This window comes from Roseovarius sp. D22-M7 (assembly GCF_037083785.1).
GTDB lineage: Bacteria > Pseudomonadota > Alphaproteobacteria > Rhodobacterales > Rhodobacteraceae > Roseovarius.
This window is the reverse complement of record NZ_JBAPKY010000021.1, coordinates 1-16,369: the sequence shown is the minus strand read 5'-3', so window position 1 is coordinate 16,369 and position 16,369 is coordinate 1. Positions and strand designations below refer to the sequence as shown.

The window sequence follows — 16,369 nt, the reverse complement described above, 5'->3', positions numbered from 1 at the left end:
ATGGCGGGCGGGTTCGACTGTTTCGTTATCTTCGCCGAGATGCGCACCGGGTCGAACTTCCTCGAAAGCAACCTCAACGCGCTCGAGGGGATCACCTGCCACGGCGAGGCGTTCAACCCGCATTTCATCGGCTATCCCAACCGGAGCGAGCTTCTGGGCCTGACGCTGCCTGAACGTGACGCCGACCCCGCACGCCTGCTTGCGGCGATCAGGCATCACGGGCCGGGGATCTGCGGGTTCCGGTTCTTTCACGATCACGACCCGAGGGTGCTGAACGCCGTGCTCGACGATCCGCGCTGCGCCAAGATCGTGCTGACGCGCAATCCGCTCGACAGCTACGTGTCGAAGAAGATCGCGCAGGCCACCGGGCAGTGGAAACTGACCAACGTGAAGCGCCGCCGCGAGACGGCGATCACCTTTGATGCGGCGGAATTCGAGGCCCATGTTGCGCGCCTGAAAGGCTTTCAGGCCACCTTGCGTCACCGGCTTCAGACCAGCGGGCAGACGGCGTTCCAGCTGGCTTACGAGGATCTGCAATGCCTCGAGGTGATCAACGGGCTGGCGCGCCACCTGGGCTGCGGGTCGCGGCTGGACGCGCTGGACGCGTCGCTGAAGGTGCAGAACCCGGACCCGCTGGAGACCAAGGTCGCGAATTTCGACGAGATGGCGCTGGCGCTGGCGCGGTGCGATCCCTATGATCTGACGCGCAGCCCGGATTTCGAGCCGCGCCGCGGCGCCGCGGTGCCGGGATTCGTGGCCGCCGCGCACGTGCCGCTTCTCTACATGCCGATCCGGTCGGGGCCGGAGGACGCGCTGCGCGCATGGCTGGCGGCCCTTGACGGTGTGCCCGAGGACGCGCTGCGCACGCGACTGGACCGAAAAGCGCTGCGCGACTGGCTGGCGCACAGCCGCGGGCACCGCCGGTTCACCGTGCTGCGCCACCCGGTGGCGCGCGCGCATGCGGCGTTCTGCGACAAGATCCTCGTGAAGGGCCCGGGATGCTACCGCGACATCCGCCGCACCTTGCGCAATTTCCACAAGCTGCCACTGCCCGGCAGCCTGCCGGACGCGGGCTACGACGCGGCGGCGCACCGCGCGGCTTTCCTGGGGTTCCTGCGGTTTCTAAAGGCCAATCTTTCGGGGCAGACCGCGATCCGCGTCGATGCGCATTGGTGCAGCCAAGCCGCCGCGGTGGAGGGCATGGCGCAGTTCGGCGCGCCCGACCTGATCCTGCGCGAGACGGATTTGCCCGAAGCGCTGCCGTCGCTGGCGCGGCAGGTGGGCCGTGCCGCGCCGCCCGTGGTTGCGGCGGCGCAGCCCGGCCATCCTTTCGCGCTGGCGGATATCTACGATGCCGAGATCGAGCGCCATGCGCGCGCGGCCTATCGGCGCGATTACCGGATGTTCGGGTTCGGCGACTGGGCCTGAGAGCGGCCCCGGGGGCTCAGGCGGCCTGCGCCGCCTTCGCCTCGGTGACGATGGTGTGCAGGGTCGCGGGGTCGCGGTTGGCCCGCATCTTGGCGCAAAGCGACGGGTCGCGCAGCGTGCGCGAGACCAGCGCCAGCGCCTTGAGATGCGCTGCCCCCGCATCGATCGGCGCAAAAAGTGCGAAGGCGAGGTCAACCGGCTGGCGGTCGACCGCGTCGAAATCGATCGGTTTTTCCAGCAATGTCAGCGCGCCCACCACCTGGTCGAGTCCCTTGAGGCGCGCATGCGGCAGGGCCACGCCGTGGCCCACGCCGGTGGGACCGAGCGCTTCGCGCTCGAGCAGCGCCTCGACGGCCTCTCTGCGCGAGACGCCGTAGGCGGCCTCGGCGATCATCCCAAGCTCCTGCATCAGACGTTTCTTGCTGGAGGTGCCCGCAATCACGCGCACCGCCTCGGGCTTCAGCATCATGGGTCGATCCAATTCTCGCGCAACCAGAGCAGACGGGATGCCCGCCTGTCAGAATGTGTCCATCACGGATCAATCCAGCCGATATTGCCGTCTTCGCGGCGATACACGACATTGACCGTTTCCTTGCCTTCCTTGCGGAAAACCAGAAGCGGGGCGCCCGCCAGTTCCATCTGCATCACCGCCTCGCCGACCGAAAGCGACGGCACCTTCGTCTCCATCTCGGCCACGATGATCGGCTGCAGGCTGTCGGGTTCCGATTCCGTCTCCGTACCGTTGGCGGCGAGGATATAGGAGGATGCTCCGAAGAGTTCAACCGGCTCTGACCGATCGCGGTGATGGTCCTTGAGACGGCGTTTGTAACGGCGCAGCTGTTTTTCCATCTTTTCACAGCAGCCGTCGAAGGCGGCGTAGATCTCGTGCGATCTGGCGCTGGCCTGCGCCGTCAGCCCGGTGGAGAGATGCACAATCGCCTCGCAAGTGTATTCGCTGGCGCTTTTCGAAAACACGACATTGGCATCGGTCGGGCGTTCGGCGTATTTCGCGATGACGTTGCCCAGCTCCTCGCGGACATGCGTCTGGAGGGCCTCGCCGATGTCGATCTGCTTTCCGCTGATTTGATAACGCATCTCGTCTCCTTCTATTGACAGACCAAGGGTCCGCGCGACCCGCGGGCCGACATACGGATCGACCCCCGGACGCTGACATATGACACGATTTCGCGGCGCCGCAATACACCCCATGGTTGAGCCGAGCCGTCCAACGACAGCGCGCGGCGCCGGGTATCATGGCATGATTGACGCGCGTTCGCGCGGTTTTGTCAATCCGGTTTGCGACACCGGCCTCCGCCGGCATCGGTCGCGGGCGGTCACGAAATCCGGAAACTGTCGCCCAGGTAGACGCGGCGCACCGCCTCGTTCTCGACCACGTCGCGCGGGCTGCCCGACATCAGAACCGTCCCGTCATGCAGGATATAGGCGCGGTCCACGATCTCGAGCGTCTCGCGCACGTTGTGATCGGTGATCAGCACACCGATGCCGCGTTTCTTCAGATCGGCGACCAGGTGCCTGATATCCATGACGGAAATCGGATCGACCCCGGCAAAGGGCTCGTCCAGAAGCAGGTATCGGGGATTGGCCGCCAGGCAGCGCGCGATCTCGACGCGCCGCCGCTCGCCGCCCGACAGCGCCATCGCGGGCGCACGGCGGAGATGTTCGATCGAGAATTCCGACAGCAGCTGTTCGAGCCGTTCGCGCCGGCGCTTGCGCCCGGTTTCCGTGATGTCGAGGATCGCCTTGATGTTGTCCTCGACCGAAAGCCCGCGAAAGATCGACATCTCCTGCGGCAGGTAGCCGATGCCCAGACGGGCGCGGCGATACATCGGCAGGGCGCTGACCTCGCGGTCGTCGATGTAGATCTGCCCGCCCTCGGGGTGAATCAGCCCGGCGATGGCGTAGAAGGTCGTCGTCTTGCCGGACCCGTTGGGCCCCAGCAATGCCACCACCTCGCCGCGCGCCAGCGACAGCGAAACGTCGCGGATGACCACGTGTTTCTTGTAGCTCTTGCGCAGATGCGCGACCCGCAGGCCGGACGCGCCGGCATCGGCCGCATCCGCCGTGTCGGTCTGCGTCATCGATCATCGCCGCCGGGTTGCAGCACCGTGCGCACGCGGCCGGTCACGCGCGCCGTGCCGGCCTGTGTGTCGACCAGCATGGTGTCGCCGGTGATGGCGTTGCTGCCCTGCACCAGCAGCACGTCGCCGCGCAGCTCGATCATCCCGGTGGTGATGTCGTAATCGGCGCGCGCCGCCTCGGCCGCGTCGTCGCCGCTGACAAGGGTCACGCCACCGGTCGCCTCGAGGCGGCGGATGCCGCTGCGATCGGGAAGGTAGACGACCAGCACCCGCGGCGCCGACAGCCGCATGGCACCTTGCGAGATCACGACGTCGCCCTCGAACACCGCGGTGTTGTCGGTCTGGTCGACATTGAGGCTGTCGGACGTGACCTCGACCGGCTGGTCGCGGTCCTGCGCGGTGGGGCCGAAGCCCACCTGCGCGCCCTGCCCCTCCTGTGCCGCCACGTCCAGCGGCAGACAGGCCAGCACCAGACCGGCCACGAACACCCTGACTATCACCACGAAACTCAATCCCCCACAGCCTTCGGTCGATATACCAGCTTCACCCCGGCGCTGAAAAGCAATTCCGCCGCGCCGTCGCCGACCGCGTCCCGCGCGGCGTTGTGCAACAGCATCCGCCCCGCCGTCAGCTCGCCCAGCGGGCCGGTCGCGGTCACCGTCCCGGGGCTGAGCACGTGCAGCGCGTCGAGCCGCGAGATCAGCCGCGCGGTCTCGATCACGTAGCCGGTCGAGGTGGTCATCCGCACATCGCCATGCAGCTGGGCTGTCAGCGCGTCCTGGTCGAACTCGGCCGCGCGGGCGGTCACGTCGACCCGCGTGCCCGCGTCCAGCCGGAACTGCGCCTCGACCCGGTCGGCGGTCAGCCGTTTGGGCGTGTCGGGATCGGGCCGCACGATCCGCGCGTCGAAGCGGATCTCGTCGCCCTGCCGGGTGACGCCGGCAAAGCTGGGATTGGTCGCGCCCAGCTCGCGCGCGCGCTTTTCCAGGTCGATGTCCGAGGTCGACACGCTTTGCGACGGATCGACGGTGTTCGAGATCAGGAAAAGCGTGGACAACAGCCCCAGCGCGACCAGCGGCAGCAGGACCTTCATCCCCGCCACCACCCGCGAATGGATGTTGTCCGCGCCCGCCATGCTCAATGCGCGAAGATGTCGATCTCGGGCCAGCCCGCCAGATCGAGCCGCGCGCGCGTCGGCAGGAACTCGAAACAGGCCTGCGCCATGTCCATGCGCCCCTCGCGCAGCAGCCGCGCGTCGAGCGCCTCGCGCAGCCGGTGCAGGTAAAGCACGTCCGACGCCGCGTACTCGATCTGCGCCGGGCTGAGCGCCTCGGCGCCCCAGTCCGAGGTCTGCTGCTGCTTGGAGACATCGACGCCCACCAGTTCGCTCAGCAGGTATTTCAGCCCGTGCCGGTCGGTGTAGGTGCGGATCAGCTTGCTGGCGATCTTGGTGCAGTAGACCGGGGCTGCGAGCGCGCCGAAGGCATTGTACATCGCTGCGATGTCGAAGCGGCCGAAATGAAAAACCTTGAGCACCGAGCCGTCGGTCAGCAGCCGTTCGAGGTTGGGCGCGCGGGTCTGGCCCTTGCCGATCTGCACGAGATGCGCATGGCCGTCGCCGCCCGAAAGCTGCACCACGCAGAGCCGGTCGCGATGCGGGTTGAGGCCCATGGTCTCGCAATCGATGGCGACGACGGGGCCGAGATCCAGCCCATCGGGCAGATCGGTCTGATAGAGCGTGTTGGTCATCGGGTATCCTTTCCTCGGCCGCCGGTCGCCGGTCTGTCCTGCACGGGACGTGACCCGATCTATTCCGTGCCGCGCGGGAAATCCAGCCCATGCCGCGCGGGCGCGTTACATGCCGCGCGGGCGCGTTAACGGCCGGCAAAGCCGCTTGCGCAGGCCGCGCGCCTCGGCCACAAACCGAAGGTGACGTGTGACAGGAGACCTTGCCGGTGAAATCGCCACTGACCCAGACCGGGATCCGCGCCGCCGATCACCTTGCGCGGCGGCTGTTCGAGGCCGGCTGCCGGCACGCCTTCGGGATGCCCGGCGGCGAGGTCCTGACGGTGATGGACGCGCTGTCCCGCGCCGGCATCGCGGTGACGCTGACCCGCCACGAGAACGCCGCCGCCTTCATGGCCGAGGGCGTGTGGCACCGCACCGGTGCGCCCGGCATCCTCATCGCCACGCTGGGGCCGGGGGTGCTGAACGGCGTCAACGCCATCGCCAACGCGCATCAGGACCGCGTACCGCTGATCGTGCTTTCGGGCTGCGTCGAGGCCGACGAGGCGCTGACCTACACCCACCAGATCCTCGATCACGAGGCGGTGCTTGCGCCGATCACCAAGGCGACATTCCGGCTGACCGCCGAAGGCTGCGACATCATCGCCGACAAGGCCGTGGGCTTCGCCACCGAAGGCCGCCCCGGCCCGGTGCATATCGACGTGCCGATTTCGGTCGCCGACACGCCCGTCACCCTGCCCCGCCTGCGCCGCCGCCCCGAGGCGTCCCCCATGGTGCCTGACACGGCCACGCTCGGCCGCGCGCGGGGCTGGCTGGATAATGCTGTGCGCCCGGTGATGATCGTCGGTCTCGATGCGGTGAACGAGGGTGCGGGCGCCACGATCCGCAACGTGGCCGAGCGGTTCGGCATCCCCGTCATCACCACCTACAAGGCCAAGGGGATCCTGCCAGAAACGCATGCGCTGGCGCTTGGCGGGGCGGGGCTGTCGCCGCTGGCCGACGGCATCCTCGTGCCCTTCGTGAGCCAAGCCGACCTGGTGCTCTGCGTCGGCTACGACCCCATAGAGATGCGCCCCGGATGGCGCGAGATCTGGGATCCCGCGGCTGTGAACGTCATCGACATCGCCGCCGTGCCCAATCACCAGTACATGCACCAGGCGACGCTGAACATCGTCGGCCCCTGCGGCCCCGCGCTGGCGGCCATTGCCGAGGGTGCCGCACCGCGCGACACGTGGACAGCAGGCGAGATCGACGCCGCGCGCGCGGCGTTGGCGCGGGCCTTTCCACCGAGCGATGACTGGGGCGCGGCCGGCGTGATCGCCGAGGCGCGCGCGGTGCTGCCCGCGGACACCATCGCCACCGTCGACAGCGGCGCGCACCGGATCCTGCTGTCGCAGATGTGGACCACCCACGCAGCCCGTACCCTGCTGCAATCCACCGCGCTTTGCACGATGGGCTGCGCCGTGCCGCTGGCGATCGGCGCCAAGCTTGCCACCCCCGGCGCGACCGTCGCCTGCTTTTCCGGCGATGCCGGTTTCCTGATGGTGGTGGGCGAGCTTTCGACGCTGGCCGAACTTGGCCTGCCGGTGATCTTCGTGGTCTTCGTCGATGCCAGCCTCGCGCTGATCGAGAAGAAGCAGCGCGAACGCCAGATGACCAATCTTGGCGTCGATTTCGCCCGTCACGATTTCGCCGCCATCGGGCGCGCTTTCGGCGGGCACGGCGTGCGCGTGACCAACCGCGCCGAGCTGCGCGCGGCGCTCACCGCCGCGCAGGCCGCCGACACCTTTACCGTGATCGCGGCGGACATCGACCGCGGCTCCTACGACGCCCGTATCTGAGGCGATGCCCATGAAGGGCCGCGACGCGGGACGCGTGCCGCAACCATGGGCAATATTGACCATTTGGGCAGGTTTGCGCCGATCGGGGCGTCGATGCGAGCGACGGGCCCTGCCGCCCGGCCCTCACATTCGCTAATGTGCCGATAAACTGTTGGTGATCGGCGCCCCCGGATCTTGGCTGGTGTGATAAAGCAGCAGCACCCATATCGGGGTCAGACCGGCAAGAGGATATCAAGGCCATGCGCAACGACCAATTCGGGTACGAGATTTCGGTGTCCTCGCCCGCGGCTGCCGCGGCGTGGGACCGCATGGTGCTTGGCTTTCTTGCCCACGGGGCCAGCGTGCCCGACCACCTAAGCGCGGTCCTGCGCGAGGCGCCGGAGTTTGCCATGGCCCATGCCGTGAAGGGCCTCTTCTGCCTGATGCTGGGCCGCGCCGAGATGACCGAAACCGCGCGCGAGGCCTACCAGACGGCCAGCGTCGCGGCCAGGCAGGGCGCGCCCCTGCCGCGCGAGATGGGCTATGTCCGCGCGCTTGGCGCGTGGCTGGACGGGCGGCCGTCGGAGTGCGTGCGTGCGCTGGAAGAGATCCTTGCGCGCTGGCCCGAGGACGCGCTGGCGATGAAGATCGGCCACGCCACGCGCTTCATCCTGGGCGACCGGCACGGCATGCGGTCCTCGGTCGAGGCGCTGTTGCCCGCCTATGACGCTCAGAACCCGGCGCGCGGCTACCTGCTGGGCTGTCACGCCTTCGCGCTGGAGGAAACCGGCGAGTACGGCCGCGCCGAGACCGCGGGGCGCCTAGCGCTCAGCCTCGCCGGCGACGACGCGTGGGGCCTGCACGCGGTGGCGCATGTCTATGACATGACGGCCGATTCGCGCGGTGGCCTCGACTGGCTGGAGGGGCGCGAAGCGGCCTGGGCGCATTGCAACAACTTCCGCTACCATGTCTGGTGGCACAAGGCGCTGATGCATCTCGACCAGCGCCAGATAGGCGCAGTGTTCGACCTTTACGACACCGAGATCCGCCGCGATCACACCGATGATTTCCGCGACATCTCGAACGCCACTTCGCTGCTGATGCGCCTGGAACTGGAGGGCTTCGACGTGGGCCAACGATGGGAGGAACTGGCCGATATCGCCGAACGGCGCACCGAAGATGCCTGCCTGATCTTCGCCGATCTGCACTACCTGCTGGCGCTGATCGGCGGCGACCGCAATGCGGCGGTCGGGCGCATGATCTCGCGGTTGCATCGCGACGCCAAACGCGGCGACGCGGACGAGATGACGGCGCGCATGGCGCATCCGGGTCTCGCGGCGGCGACCGGGCTCGAGGCGTTCGGCGCGGGCGACTACCGCGGTGCGTATCTCAACCTCGCGCAGGCGCGGCGGTCGATGCAGAGCATCGGCGGCAGCCACGCGCAGCGCGACGTGTTCGAGCGGCTGACCATCGATGCGGGCATCCGCTCGGGCTTCCTCGACGAGGCCGAGACGATGCTGCGCGAGCGCTCGCATCAGCGCGCCGGCACCCTCGACACCTTCGCCGCGACGCGGCTGGATCTCATCTCGTCCTCGCGCGGGAACTGGAAGACGGCGCAAAGCCTGCCTGCCGAGTAACCCCGGCGACCGCCGCCAGAAGGAGTGCGCGCCGCGATGACAAGTGCCGCCGATCCCGCCATCACCCAAGGCCGCGGCGCGCCGGCGGCGGCCGCCGCCACGACCCGCGATATCCGGCTGGATTTCTTTCGCGGGCTGGCGATGTTCATCATCCTCTGCGCGCATACGCCGGACAATTTCTTTACCAGCTGGATCCCGGCGCGTTTCGGGTTTTCCGATGCAACCGAGATCTTCGTCTTCTGCTCGGGCATGGCCTCGGCCATCGCCTTTGGCCGCAGCTTCGACCGCGCCGGGTGGCGGATCGGCACCGGGCGCGTGGCGTTCCGCGTCTGGCAGGTCTACTGGGCGCATCTCGGCATGTTCTTCGTGATCGCCGCGATGCTGTCGGCGTTCGACCAGTTCGGCACCTTCGAGACCACCTATATCGGCACGCTGAACCTGTGGAAGTTCTTCGAGGATCCCGGCCCGCTTCTGGTGGGGCTGTTCACGCTGACCTACGTGCCCAACTACTTCGACATCCTGCCGATGTACCTGGTGATCCTCGCGATGATGCCGCTGATGATGGCGCTGAGCCGCCTCGGCCTGTGGGCCGTCGCCGGGGCGGTCGGGCTGATCTGGATCTTCGCGCAGGGCGCGCTGCTGGAACAATTCGGCCTCGGCGCGCTGCATCTCGCCTTCCCCGCAGAGCCTTGGTCGGACCGTGAGTGGTTCTTCAACCCGTTCGGCTGGCAACTGATCTTCTTCACCGGCTTCGCGTTCATGCGCGGCTGGCTGCCGAAACCGCCCGTCAACACCGCGCTGGTCGTCGTCTCCGCCGTCATCGTGATCGCCATGATCCCGCTGTCGCATATCGGCATGCGCGAGATTTTCGGCCCCTACGCCCCCGGTATCCGCGAGGCCGTCATCGAGTGGCGGATCGCCAACCGGGGTCTTTTCTTCAAGTCCGATTTCGGAATCCTGCGCTACGTGCATTTCCTGGCGCTGGCCTACCTGTGCTGGGTCGCGGCGGGCGACGGCGGCGCGCGGCTGCGGGCCGTCGGCACGGGCGTGCTGGTGCGGGCCTGGGAGACGTTGCTGGCGATGATTCTGAAGGTCGGGCAGCAATCGCTGGCGGTGTTCGTCTTTTCCATGGTCTTCGCGCGGTTTTCGGGCTTCGTGATGGACCAAGTCGGGCGCACGACATGGACCATGACGCTGGCGAACCTCGTAGGCTTCACCGCACTGATCGTGGTGGCCTACAGCGTGGCGTGGTTCAAGTCGCAGCCCTGGCGCGGCGCCCCGAGATAACCCGCCCCGCCCCCGCCGATGCGGTCATCCGAGGGCGTGGCCCGTTTGCCGCCCTGCCAGCCATGGACAGCGACGTCCTCCCCCTCACGCAGGACATCGTGCTCGATCTCTGAGCACCGGGCAGAGATGCTTCTGCGCCGGCGTCTGAGACCTTGGCACGCCTGACAAGCCGCCATCGACATGCGGAACTGAACGGTATTGTCGGAGGTGACCGGCGGTCGCCCGCAGCGGTCATCGCTTGGAGCGGGCCAGGCCATCTCCTTGTCGATCCGGATCGGCAGAGAGACCGGGTTTCTCCGCGAAGCGCTGTCGCCGGACCGGCCCGTGGTGCCAAGGCGGCGCGGAGATCGCTTGCGCGGAGAGCGCGCAGGACGACATGAGCTCGAAATGTGAACCCGTTGCGGTGCGGATCCTGCAAAGCGACCTGACGGGCCCCGGCACCAGTCCGAGGCCCTTCAGGGCGTTCGGGTATGAAAGGGCGTATGCCCTACCCGGTCAGGCTTTGGCCGCGCGGCGGCGGCGGCGCAGCGCGCCAAGTGCGCCGAGGCCGGCGACCATCATCCAGCCCGCAGCCGGAAGCGGGATCGGTGCCGTCGTCGAGTCGAAGGTGTCGATCTCACGCGCGACGATGCCACCGTCGAGCAGCGCGAATGTCGGGAAGACCGTGTCCCCGTCGGCGTTTCGCGTGAAGGTCACGTCGAACTCGAAGTTCCGTGTTTCCGAGCGATCATATTCACCCTCGGCATCGGCACCGATGCAGATGCCGATATCTGCTGAAACACAGGTCACCGACACGCCGATCTCTGGATCACCGCCGCCAAGGTCGCCGACCGTCACGGTGCTGTATTCCTCGAAGCCGGCCGAGATCCCGGCAGAGATATCCGCCACGATATCTGCAGCACTCGTCCCCGACAGAAAGGTCGTCAGGTCGACGTCGCTTCCGAATGTCGACGCCATGCTGCCACTATGGGACGCACCGGAGAAACTTAGCGCGACAAGATTGATGCTCTCGGCCTGAAGCGCGCTGATCGCGTCCGTGGATGTGAAGTCGAGGCCCTTCACGCTGGCATCGGAGAAGGTGAAAAGGAACCGGTTGGATCCTGTCCGCCAGGACGCGTTATCCGAAACAAGCTTGATCGCATCGATTGCGTTTTCAGGGAAATCCCCACCCCCATCCGGGTTGCTGAGGGTGATGTCACCGATCGCATTCGTCACATCGGACTCGACCGTTGTGATATCCCGGTTGAGAACCGATCCCGGCGGGGTGATGGTGCCACCGACACAGAAGCCAACGCATGTGTCCCCGGGCAGGCCCGCGTTTTCAGAATACGCGCCGACACCGCCCGCCACATCGGAGCCGAACGTTGTCCTCAACTCGGTAAAGATGTCATCGGCAGCAAGCTTTGCCGCACCAATGACCCCTCCCATCGATCCGGATGTGTCGATCAGGAAGAAGGTATCGAGCGTGGCATCGGTCGGACCGGTCTCATCAACCGTGACGGTCTTGCGCAACGTGACGCTTTCACCGACATCCAGGTCTGCCGAGAACGTGGTGGGATCGATCGAGTCGGCATAGGCCGTTCCGCCGAAAGCAAAAGCGACTGCTGCGGTCGTGATGAGATATGTAGACGTTCGGAGCATCGGTGTGTTCCCTCTTGGAGTTATTTCAAATATCGCTCGACAACTCCGTCGACATTCACCGCGATGATTTATAAGTATTTCTTGCACCGCCTCAGCGAATGTTCAGCCCCCGGATTTCATACAAGCGAGTCTTTGATACCACGATATTAACCATTTCCAAAGAAACAATAAGACTGTTTCATAAAAATTATCTTTTTTTATTTTTGAATACTATTGTTTCTAAAATAGTAAAACTCACTTCAACGTCGCTTCGATACATGATCCGTGAGATCGACGAATCACCCCTAATGAAAAGCGATTTTCTGGACACGGAGTACGGTCGCCGGTATCAAGGGCTTGTTCTTCGAAAGTGCGGAGCCAAGGCAATGACCCACCTCCCCGGCCGTTTCGTTCTCCTGTATCTCACCCTTGCTCTGTCGACCGGTTGGCCGACCGCGAGCGGCGCGACCACCCTAGATCTTCAGGAATTGTTCACGCCCGCGCCGCCGACCGACACGCTGAAAGGCCCGTTCGATCCCGGACCCGGATCCGTTCTTGGCGAAACCTTGCAAGCTGGCCGGCAGGCGCTGCTTTCCGACGATCTCAAAACGGCTGAAAGGCTGGCGCGGGAGGCCATCACGCGAGATCCCCTTTCGGCCGAAGGATGGCATCTGCTGGGGCTGACCCTTGCCAATCTGGGCGATGCGAGCGGCGCGATCGAGGCGCTTGGCGAAGCCGGTGATCTCTATTCATTCAACGCGGAACCTTATATCATCCAGGGGGATATCCTGCTGACGCTCGGAGATATCCAGCAAGCACGTGCCGCTTATGCGCGCGCCATCGGACAGGATCCGGGCAATTGGCGGGCGCATCAAGGGCTGGCCAACGCGCACGCCGCAGCCGGCAATGCGGAAGGCGCGCGCGCCGCGCTGGTCGATGCCATATCCACGCTCGAACCCGCGGCAGATGGCAGGCTGGACCCGCGCGTGGAATTGGCCCAGGCGATCGCGATTGCCGGCGATGTCGAGGCTGCGCTGGCGCTTTTGTCGGAGTTTGCATCGGCGCACCCGAACGATGCCGAGGCGCTGCTCATGCTGGGACGCATGCAGATCGTGGCCGACGCGTATGACGACGCAGCCGAGACGCTTGCGCGGGCGGCGGCGCAGAGCGACAGCCCGATGCGTGCCCTTCTGGCTCTGGCCACCGCGGAGCAACGTCGCGCTGAACTTGGCGCAGCGCGCGCGGCCCTGACCGCGGCGCGTGACCTGGATCCAGACGACCCGAGCGTGCATATGCGCCTTGGCGAGCTTGCGCACGCTGCCGGAGATGCCGAGGGCAGCGTGCGCCACTTCCGCGACGCTGTCGCCGCAGCGGGCGACGGCGGCCAGGCTGGCGATGCAAAGCTGCGGCTGGCCCGAGCGCTGTTAGCGGCCGGCCGTCCCGAGCAAATTTCCGACGCCCTTGCCGGACTTGCCCCGGACAGTGACCCCGTCCGCCTGCTGCGCGCGCGCTCAGCGCTCATGCAGGATGATTTCTCGGCGGTCCGAGCGGCGCTAGACGGGGCGCCGACATCCGGCCCGGCCATCGCGATCGCCGATCAGCTCCTGGAGGCGAGAGAGTTCGATCGCGCGCGGGATGTCCTCGAAGCGGCGCAAGAGACCTATCCAGATGCCGTCGCCCCCCTTGCCCGGCTCGGGCGGCTCTACGGCGCCTTGAAGCTTTATGACCTGGGGTCCGCCGCGTTCACTCAGGCACTGGCCCTGGAACCGGGACGTCCTGATCTCGAACGCGGCGCGATGATGATTGCCTATCGGACTGGCAATATGACCGATGCGCGCCGCCGCGCCGAACGTCTGGCTGCCGCCGAACGTCCCGTGCCGCAGGACCTTGTCTGGCTTGCGCGGATTGCCGAGGCCGAAGGCGACACGACAACCGCTGTCGATGCATATGAACGCGCGGTGGCGCTGCATCCAACGCATTGGCTCGCGCTCAACAACCTCGCCGCGCTTCTCATGACGGATGCGCCCGGACGGGCCGTCACCCTTGCAGCGCAGGCCGCGGAGCTCGCGCCTGACGTGGCACAGGTTCGCCATACCTTGGGCTGGGCGTTCTTCCACAACGGCGATTTCGATGAGGCCGAGGCCGTCTACCGCGCGCTGGTAGAGACCGAACCACACGAGGCGCGAACGGCCTATCGTATGGGGCGCATCCTGGTGGAGCGAGGGGCGCTGGAAGAAGGCCGCGCTGAATTGCAGCGGGCAGCGGGTCTCGACCCCGACTTCAAAGACGCTGACGCCATGCGCGGTACAAGGCAAAGCCCATGAACGCGCGAAGAACGGCTACTTTTTGCCGACAGGGTTGGTTCGCCCCGGTTTCTTCGTCCGGATCGATCGCGGAAAGTTGCATGCGCCTGAAAGCGCCGTCGTCTCAAGCTGGCACACCGCAATCCGCCAGCAGCTTCGGGCGCATGCATCGGTGAAACGTCACCGCCGGGTTCAATCCCTATCTTTGGATCGAGACTTGGGCCGAGCGCCTGACCGGCGATCCTCGCGCAGTGCTTCTGCGAGAAGCGCTCGACGCGACCGGGATAATCGCCCGGGTGGCGACGCAGATGACGGACACGCGCCGCTAGTGATCCGGGTCTGACACTTGCTACCTGTTTCCACGGATTTCATCTAGTGCGTCGAGTGCGCGGCGCTGTCGGTCGAGGATGTCTTCTGCGCTCTTGGTCCACTCGAAGGGTTTGGGCTTCTCGTCGCGCCGGGCGAGGTAGTCGTGGATCGCGACTTCCAGATAGCCGACGCTGGAACAGCCGCCGCGTCGGATGCGCCTGGACGTGATCTCGGCAAATACGCGCTCCACAAGGTTCAGCCACGAGGCGCTGGTGGGCGTGAAGTGCATCCTGAAGCGCGGGTGCTTGTCCAGCCAGGCCTTCACCTCGGGCGTGTTGTGGGCGGCGTAGTTATCGGGCAACAGATGCACATCGCGACGCGCGGGCACGGCCTTGTCGATATTGCGCAGGAATATCAGGAACTTCTCGGCTCGGGGGCGCGACATGCAATCGCCGATGACCATGCCCGATTTCACGTCGAGCACCGCGAACAGTGTGGCCGTGCCGTTGCGCTTGTAATCATGGGTCATCATCACGCTGGAAGCGTGTCTCCGACACGACGTGGCCGCGCGCCCTTTCCTTAGCGGCAAGCCCGGCTGGGTACGATCCAGCGCCTGGATCCGGGATTTCGCGTCATCCTGGACGCATGCCCCTAGCGTGACGCAGAGCACCACGGCCCGGTCCGGCGGGTCACCGATATCGTGGGGCTTTGCCCGGACGGCCGAACCGGTCTTCGAACAGGCAATGCGACTGCAACTCGGCAAAGGTTCGGGTCCGCTCACGTTTGCCGTCGCCGCAGATCTTCGCCACCGCGATCGTGGTGTTGTCGTACAAAATCGACTGGGGCACGCCGCCGAAGAAGGCAAACGCGGAGTTGTGGCCGTCACGGAACGCTTCGCTTCTGTCGTCTCGGCAGGGTAGGCCTTGATGAAAAACGCATCCGAGTGCGGCGTCGCCATTGTCGCCCGGACCAAGGGCGCTCCCAATTGCGACCATCGCGACATAGTGCAGCTTGCATTCGACGCCGAGCCATTTTGCGCCAGTGGTTCGAGCACAATGGCGAGTGATCACGCCGAGTGCCTCGCCGAAATCCACCCGGGCGTGACCCGGCGCATGCGACAGCGGCACGGAACCCCTCGCGGCTCCGGCGTTTCTTCTCTCGGACACGCGAAGAAGTTACACAGAATGGGCGGGGTCACGACGCTAACGGAACGATATCAAGTCCCTTGGATACACCCGACCTTTTGTCAGCCTCAGATTCATTGCAAGCTGCCGCCAGTGTCAAGGTGAACCACATAAGCCGGAAGGGCTGGGGGCGTTCTGGGCCGATTCCGTCTCAGGAACATCGTGGGCCGCTGCACCCAAGTATCTGATACATATACTTACAATTGCGACCCGGGGAGGACTTGAACCCCCGACCAGAAGCTTAGAAGGCTACTGCTCTATCCAGCTGAGCTACCGGGCCACGAGCGTTTTTGGTACCATCAAGACATGGGGCTTGGAAGTTAAAAACAGAAGGAAAAGTCCTTCTGGCAGGGGAGAAGCGAGGGTTACTGGCAAGACGCCAAGCTCGCAGCCATCAATCATCGTTTGAGCTGCCGACCGCGAGTGCCAGCGTGCCGTCCGTTGTTATCATAACGCCGCAGCGATGCCGCGCTCCGGCGGAATGTCTCGAATGTGCCGAGGCTGTGTAAAAACACCAAGATGTGGTAGGCTTTCTGCGATAGCGGGGGCATTCCATGTCGGGTTTCATTGAAGGGGTGGATCGGGATCAGGTCACGCTGTTTCCGGACCGTGTGCAAGACTGGATTGACGGGGACAGTCTTGTCAGGGTTGTTGATCTGTTCGTGGACGAGCTTGATCTGGCTGATCTTGGTTTCGCACGTGCGTCGCATGCGCGGACGGGACGGCCGGGATATCACCCGTCAGTCCTTCTGCAGCTTTTCATTTACGGGTATCTGAACCGCGTCCCGTCCAGCCGCGCGCTGGAGCGGGAGGCCGGGCGCAACGTCGAGGTGATGTGGGCGATGGGCCGGCTGATCCCGGACCACAAGACGATTGCCGATTTCCGGCGCGACAACGGTGCCGCGATCCGCAAGACCTGCGCCGGTTTTGTTCAGA

At 65.7% G+C, this 16,369-nt stretch carries 14 protein-coding genes, 1 tRNA gene and 1 pseudogene; 6 read left to right on the top strand and 10 right to left on the bottom strand.

Annotated elements, in window-relative coordinates; genetic code table 11:
• Complete coding sequence (locus V8324_RS11145) at positions 1–1,428, top strand: sulfotransferase family 2 domain-containing protein (RefSeq protein ID WP_336420005.1); 1,428 nt, start codon at positions 1–3, stop codon at positions 1,426–1,428.
• Positions 1,429–1,444: 16 nt separating this feature from the next.
• Here V8324_RS11145 and V8324_RS11140 read toward each other — a convergent pair whose 3' ends face one another.
• From V8324_RS11140 to V8324_RS11115, 6 genes are all read right to left on the bottom strand, one after another.
• Positions 1,445–1,897, bottom strand: coding sequence for a PTS sugar transporter subunit IIA (locus V8324_RS11140; protein ID WP_336420004.1), 453 nt, complete (start codon positions 1,895–1,897; stop codon positions 1,445–1,447).
• Positions 1,898–1,959: 62 nt separating this feature from the next.
• The gene (gene hpf, locus V8324_RS11135; RefSeq protein WP_336420003.1) at positions 1,960–2,523 is read right to left on the bottom strand and encodes a ribosome hibernation-promoting factor, HPF/YfiA family; all 564 of its coding nucleotides are present in this window, start codon (positions 2,521–2,523) and stop codon (positions 1,960–1,962) included.
• A 239-nt stretch (positions 2,524–2,762) separates the two neighbouring features.
• Complete coding sequence (gene lptB, locus V8324_RS11130) at positions 2,763–3,527, bottom strand: LPS export ABC transporter ATP-binding protein (RefSeq protein WP_336420002.1); 765 nt, start codon at positions 3,525–3,527, stop codon at positions 2,763–2,765.
• Complete coding sequence (gene lptA / locus V8324_RS11125) at positions 3,524–4,030, bottom strand: lipopolysaccharide transport periplasmic protein LptA (protein WP_442970515.1); 507 nt, start codon at positions 4,028–4,030, stop codon at positions 3,524–3,526. Before lptA ends, lptB begins: the two co-directional genes overlap by 4 nt.
• 5 nt (positions 4,031–4,035) lie before the next feature.
• Positions 4,036–4,662 carry a hypothetical protein gene (locus V8324_RS11120; RefSeq protein WP_336420001.1) on the bottom strand — a complete coding sequence of 209 codons (627 nt, stop codon included), beginning with the start codon at positions 4,660–4,662 and terminating at the stop codon, positions 4,036–4,038.
• Between the two features lie 2 nt (positions 4,663–4,664).
• Positions 4,665–5,276 (bottom strand): ribonuclease D, encoded by a 612-nt coding sequence (locus V8324_RS11115; RefSeq protein WP_336420000.1) that lies wholly within the window; start codon positions 5,274–5,276, stop codon positions 4,665–4,667.
• A gap of 218 nt (positions 5,277–5,494) precedes the next feature.
• On the opposite strand from V8324_RS11115, the gene V8324_RS11110 reads away from it, so the two are divergent.
• The 3 genes from V8324_RS11110 (at position 5,495) to V8324_RS11100 (ending at position 10,017) form a co-directional block, all read left to right on the top strand.
• Positions 5,495–7,114: a thiamine pyrophosphate-binding protein gene (locus V8324_RS11110; RefSeq protein WP_336420054.1), complete on the top strand. Its 1,620-nt coding sequence runs from the start codon at positions 5,495–5,497 to the stop codon at positions 7,112–7,114.
• 239 nt (positions 7,115–7,353) lie between these two features.
• Entirely contained in the window at positions 7,354–8,730 is a 1,377-nt protein-coding gene (locus V8324_RS11105; RefSeq protein ID WP_336419999.1) for a tetratricopeptide repeat protein, read from the top strand.
• Between the two features lie 36 nt (positions 8,731–8,766).
• A complete protein-coding gene (locus V8324_RS11100) occupies positions 8,767–10,017 on the top strand; it encodes an OpgC family protein (protein WP_336419998.1) in 1,251 nt (416 codons plus the stop codon).
• A 495-nt stretch (positions 10,018–10,512) separates the two neighbouring features.
• On the opposite strand, the gene V8324_RS11095 is transcribed toward V8324_RS11100, so the two are convergent.
• Complete coding sequence (locus V8324_RS11095; protein ID WP_336419997.1) at positions 10,513–11,529, bottom strand: VPLPA-CTERM sorting domain-containing protein; 1,017 nt, start codon at positions 11,527–11,529, stop codon at positions 10,513–10,515.
• 227 nt (positions 11,530–11,756) lie between these two features.
• On the opposite strand from V8324_RS11095, the gene V8324_RS11090 reads away from it, so the two are divergent.
• A complete protein-coding gene (locus V8324_RS11090; RefSeq protein WP_336419996.1) occupies positions 11,757–13,961 on the top strand; it encodes a tetratricopeptide repeat protein in 2,205 nt (734 codons plus the stop codon).
• A 328-nt stretch (positions 13,962–14,289) separates the two neighbouring features.
• Here the strand turns inward: V8324_RS11090 and V8324_RS11085 are convergent, their stop codons facing one another.
• From V8324_RS11085 to V8324_RS11075, 3 genes and pseudogenes are all read right to left on the bottom strand, one after another.
• Complete coding sequence (locus V8324_RS11085; RefSeq protein ID WP_336420053.1) at positions 14,290–14,919, bottom strand: IS630 family transposase; 630 nt, start codon at positions 14,917–14,919, stop codon at positions 14,290–14,292.
• A gap of 37 nt (positions 14,920–14,956) precedes the next feature.
• Positions 14,957–15,434: pseudogene (locus tag V8324_RS11080) on the bottom strand (hypothetical protein); the annotation flags it as partial.
• A 205-nt stretch (positions 15,435–15,639) separates the two neighbouring features.
• Positions 15,640–15,713: transfer RNA gene (locus tag V8324_RS11075), tRNA-Arg, on the bottom strand.
• A 274-nt stretch (positions 15,714–15,987) separates the two neighbouring features.
• On the opposite strand from V8324_RS11075, the gene V8324_RS11070 reads away from it, so the two are divergent.
• Positions 15,988–16,369: transposase (locus V8324_RS11070; RefSeq protein ID WP_336419995.1), on the top strand; the 382-nt coding region annotated here is incomplete at its 3' end.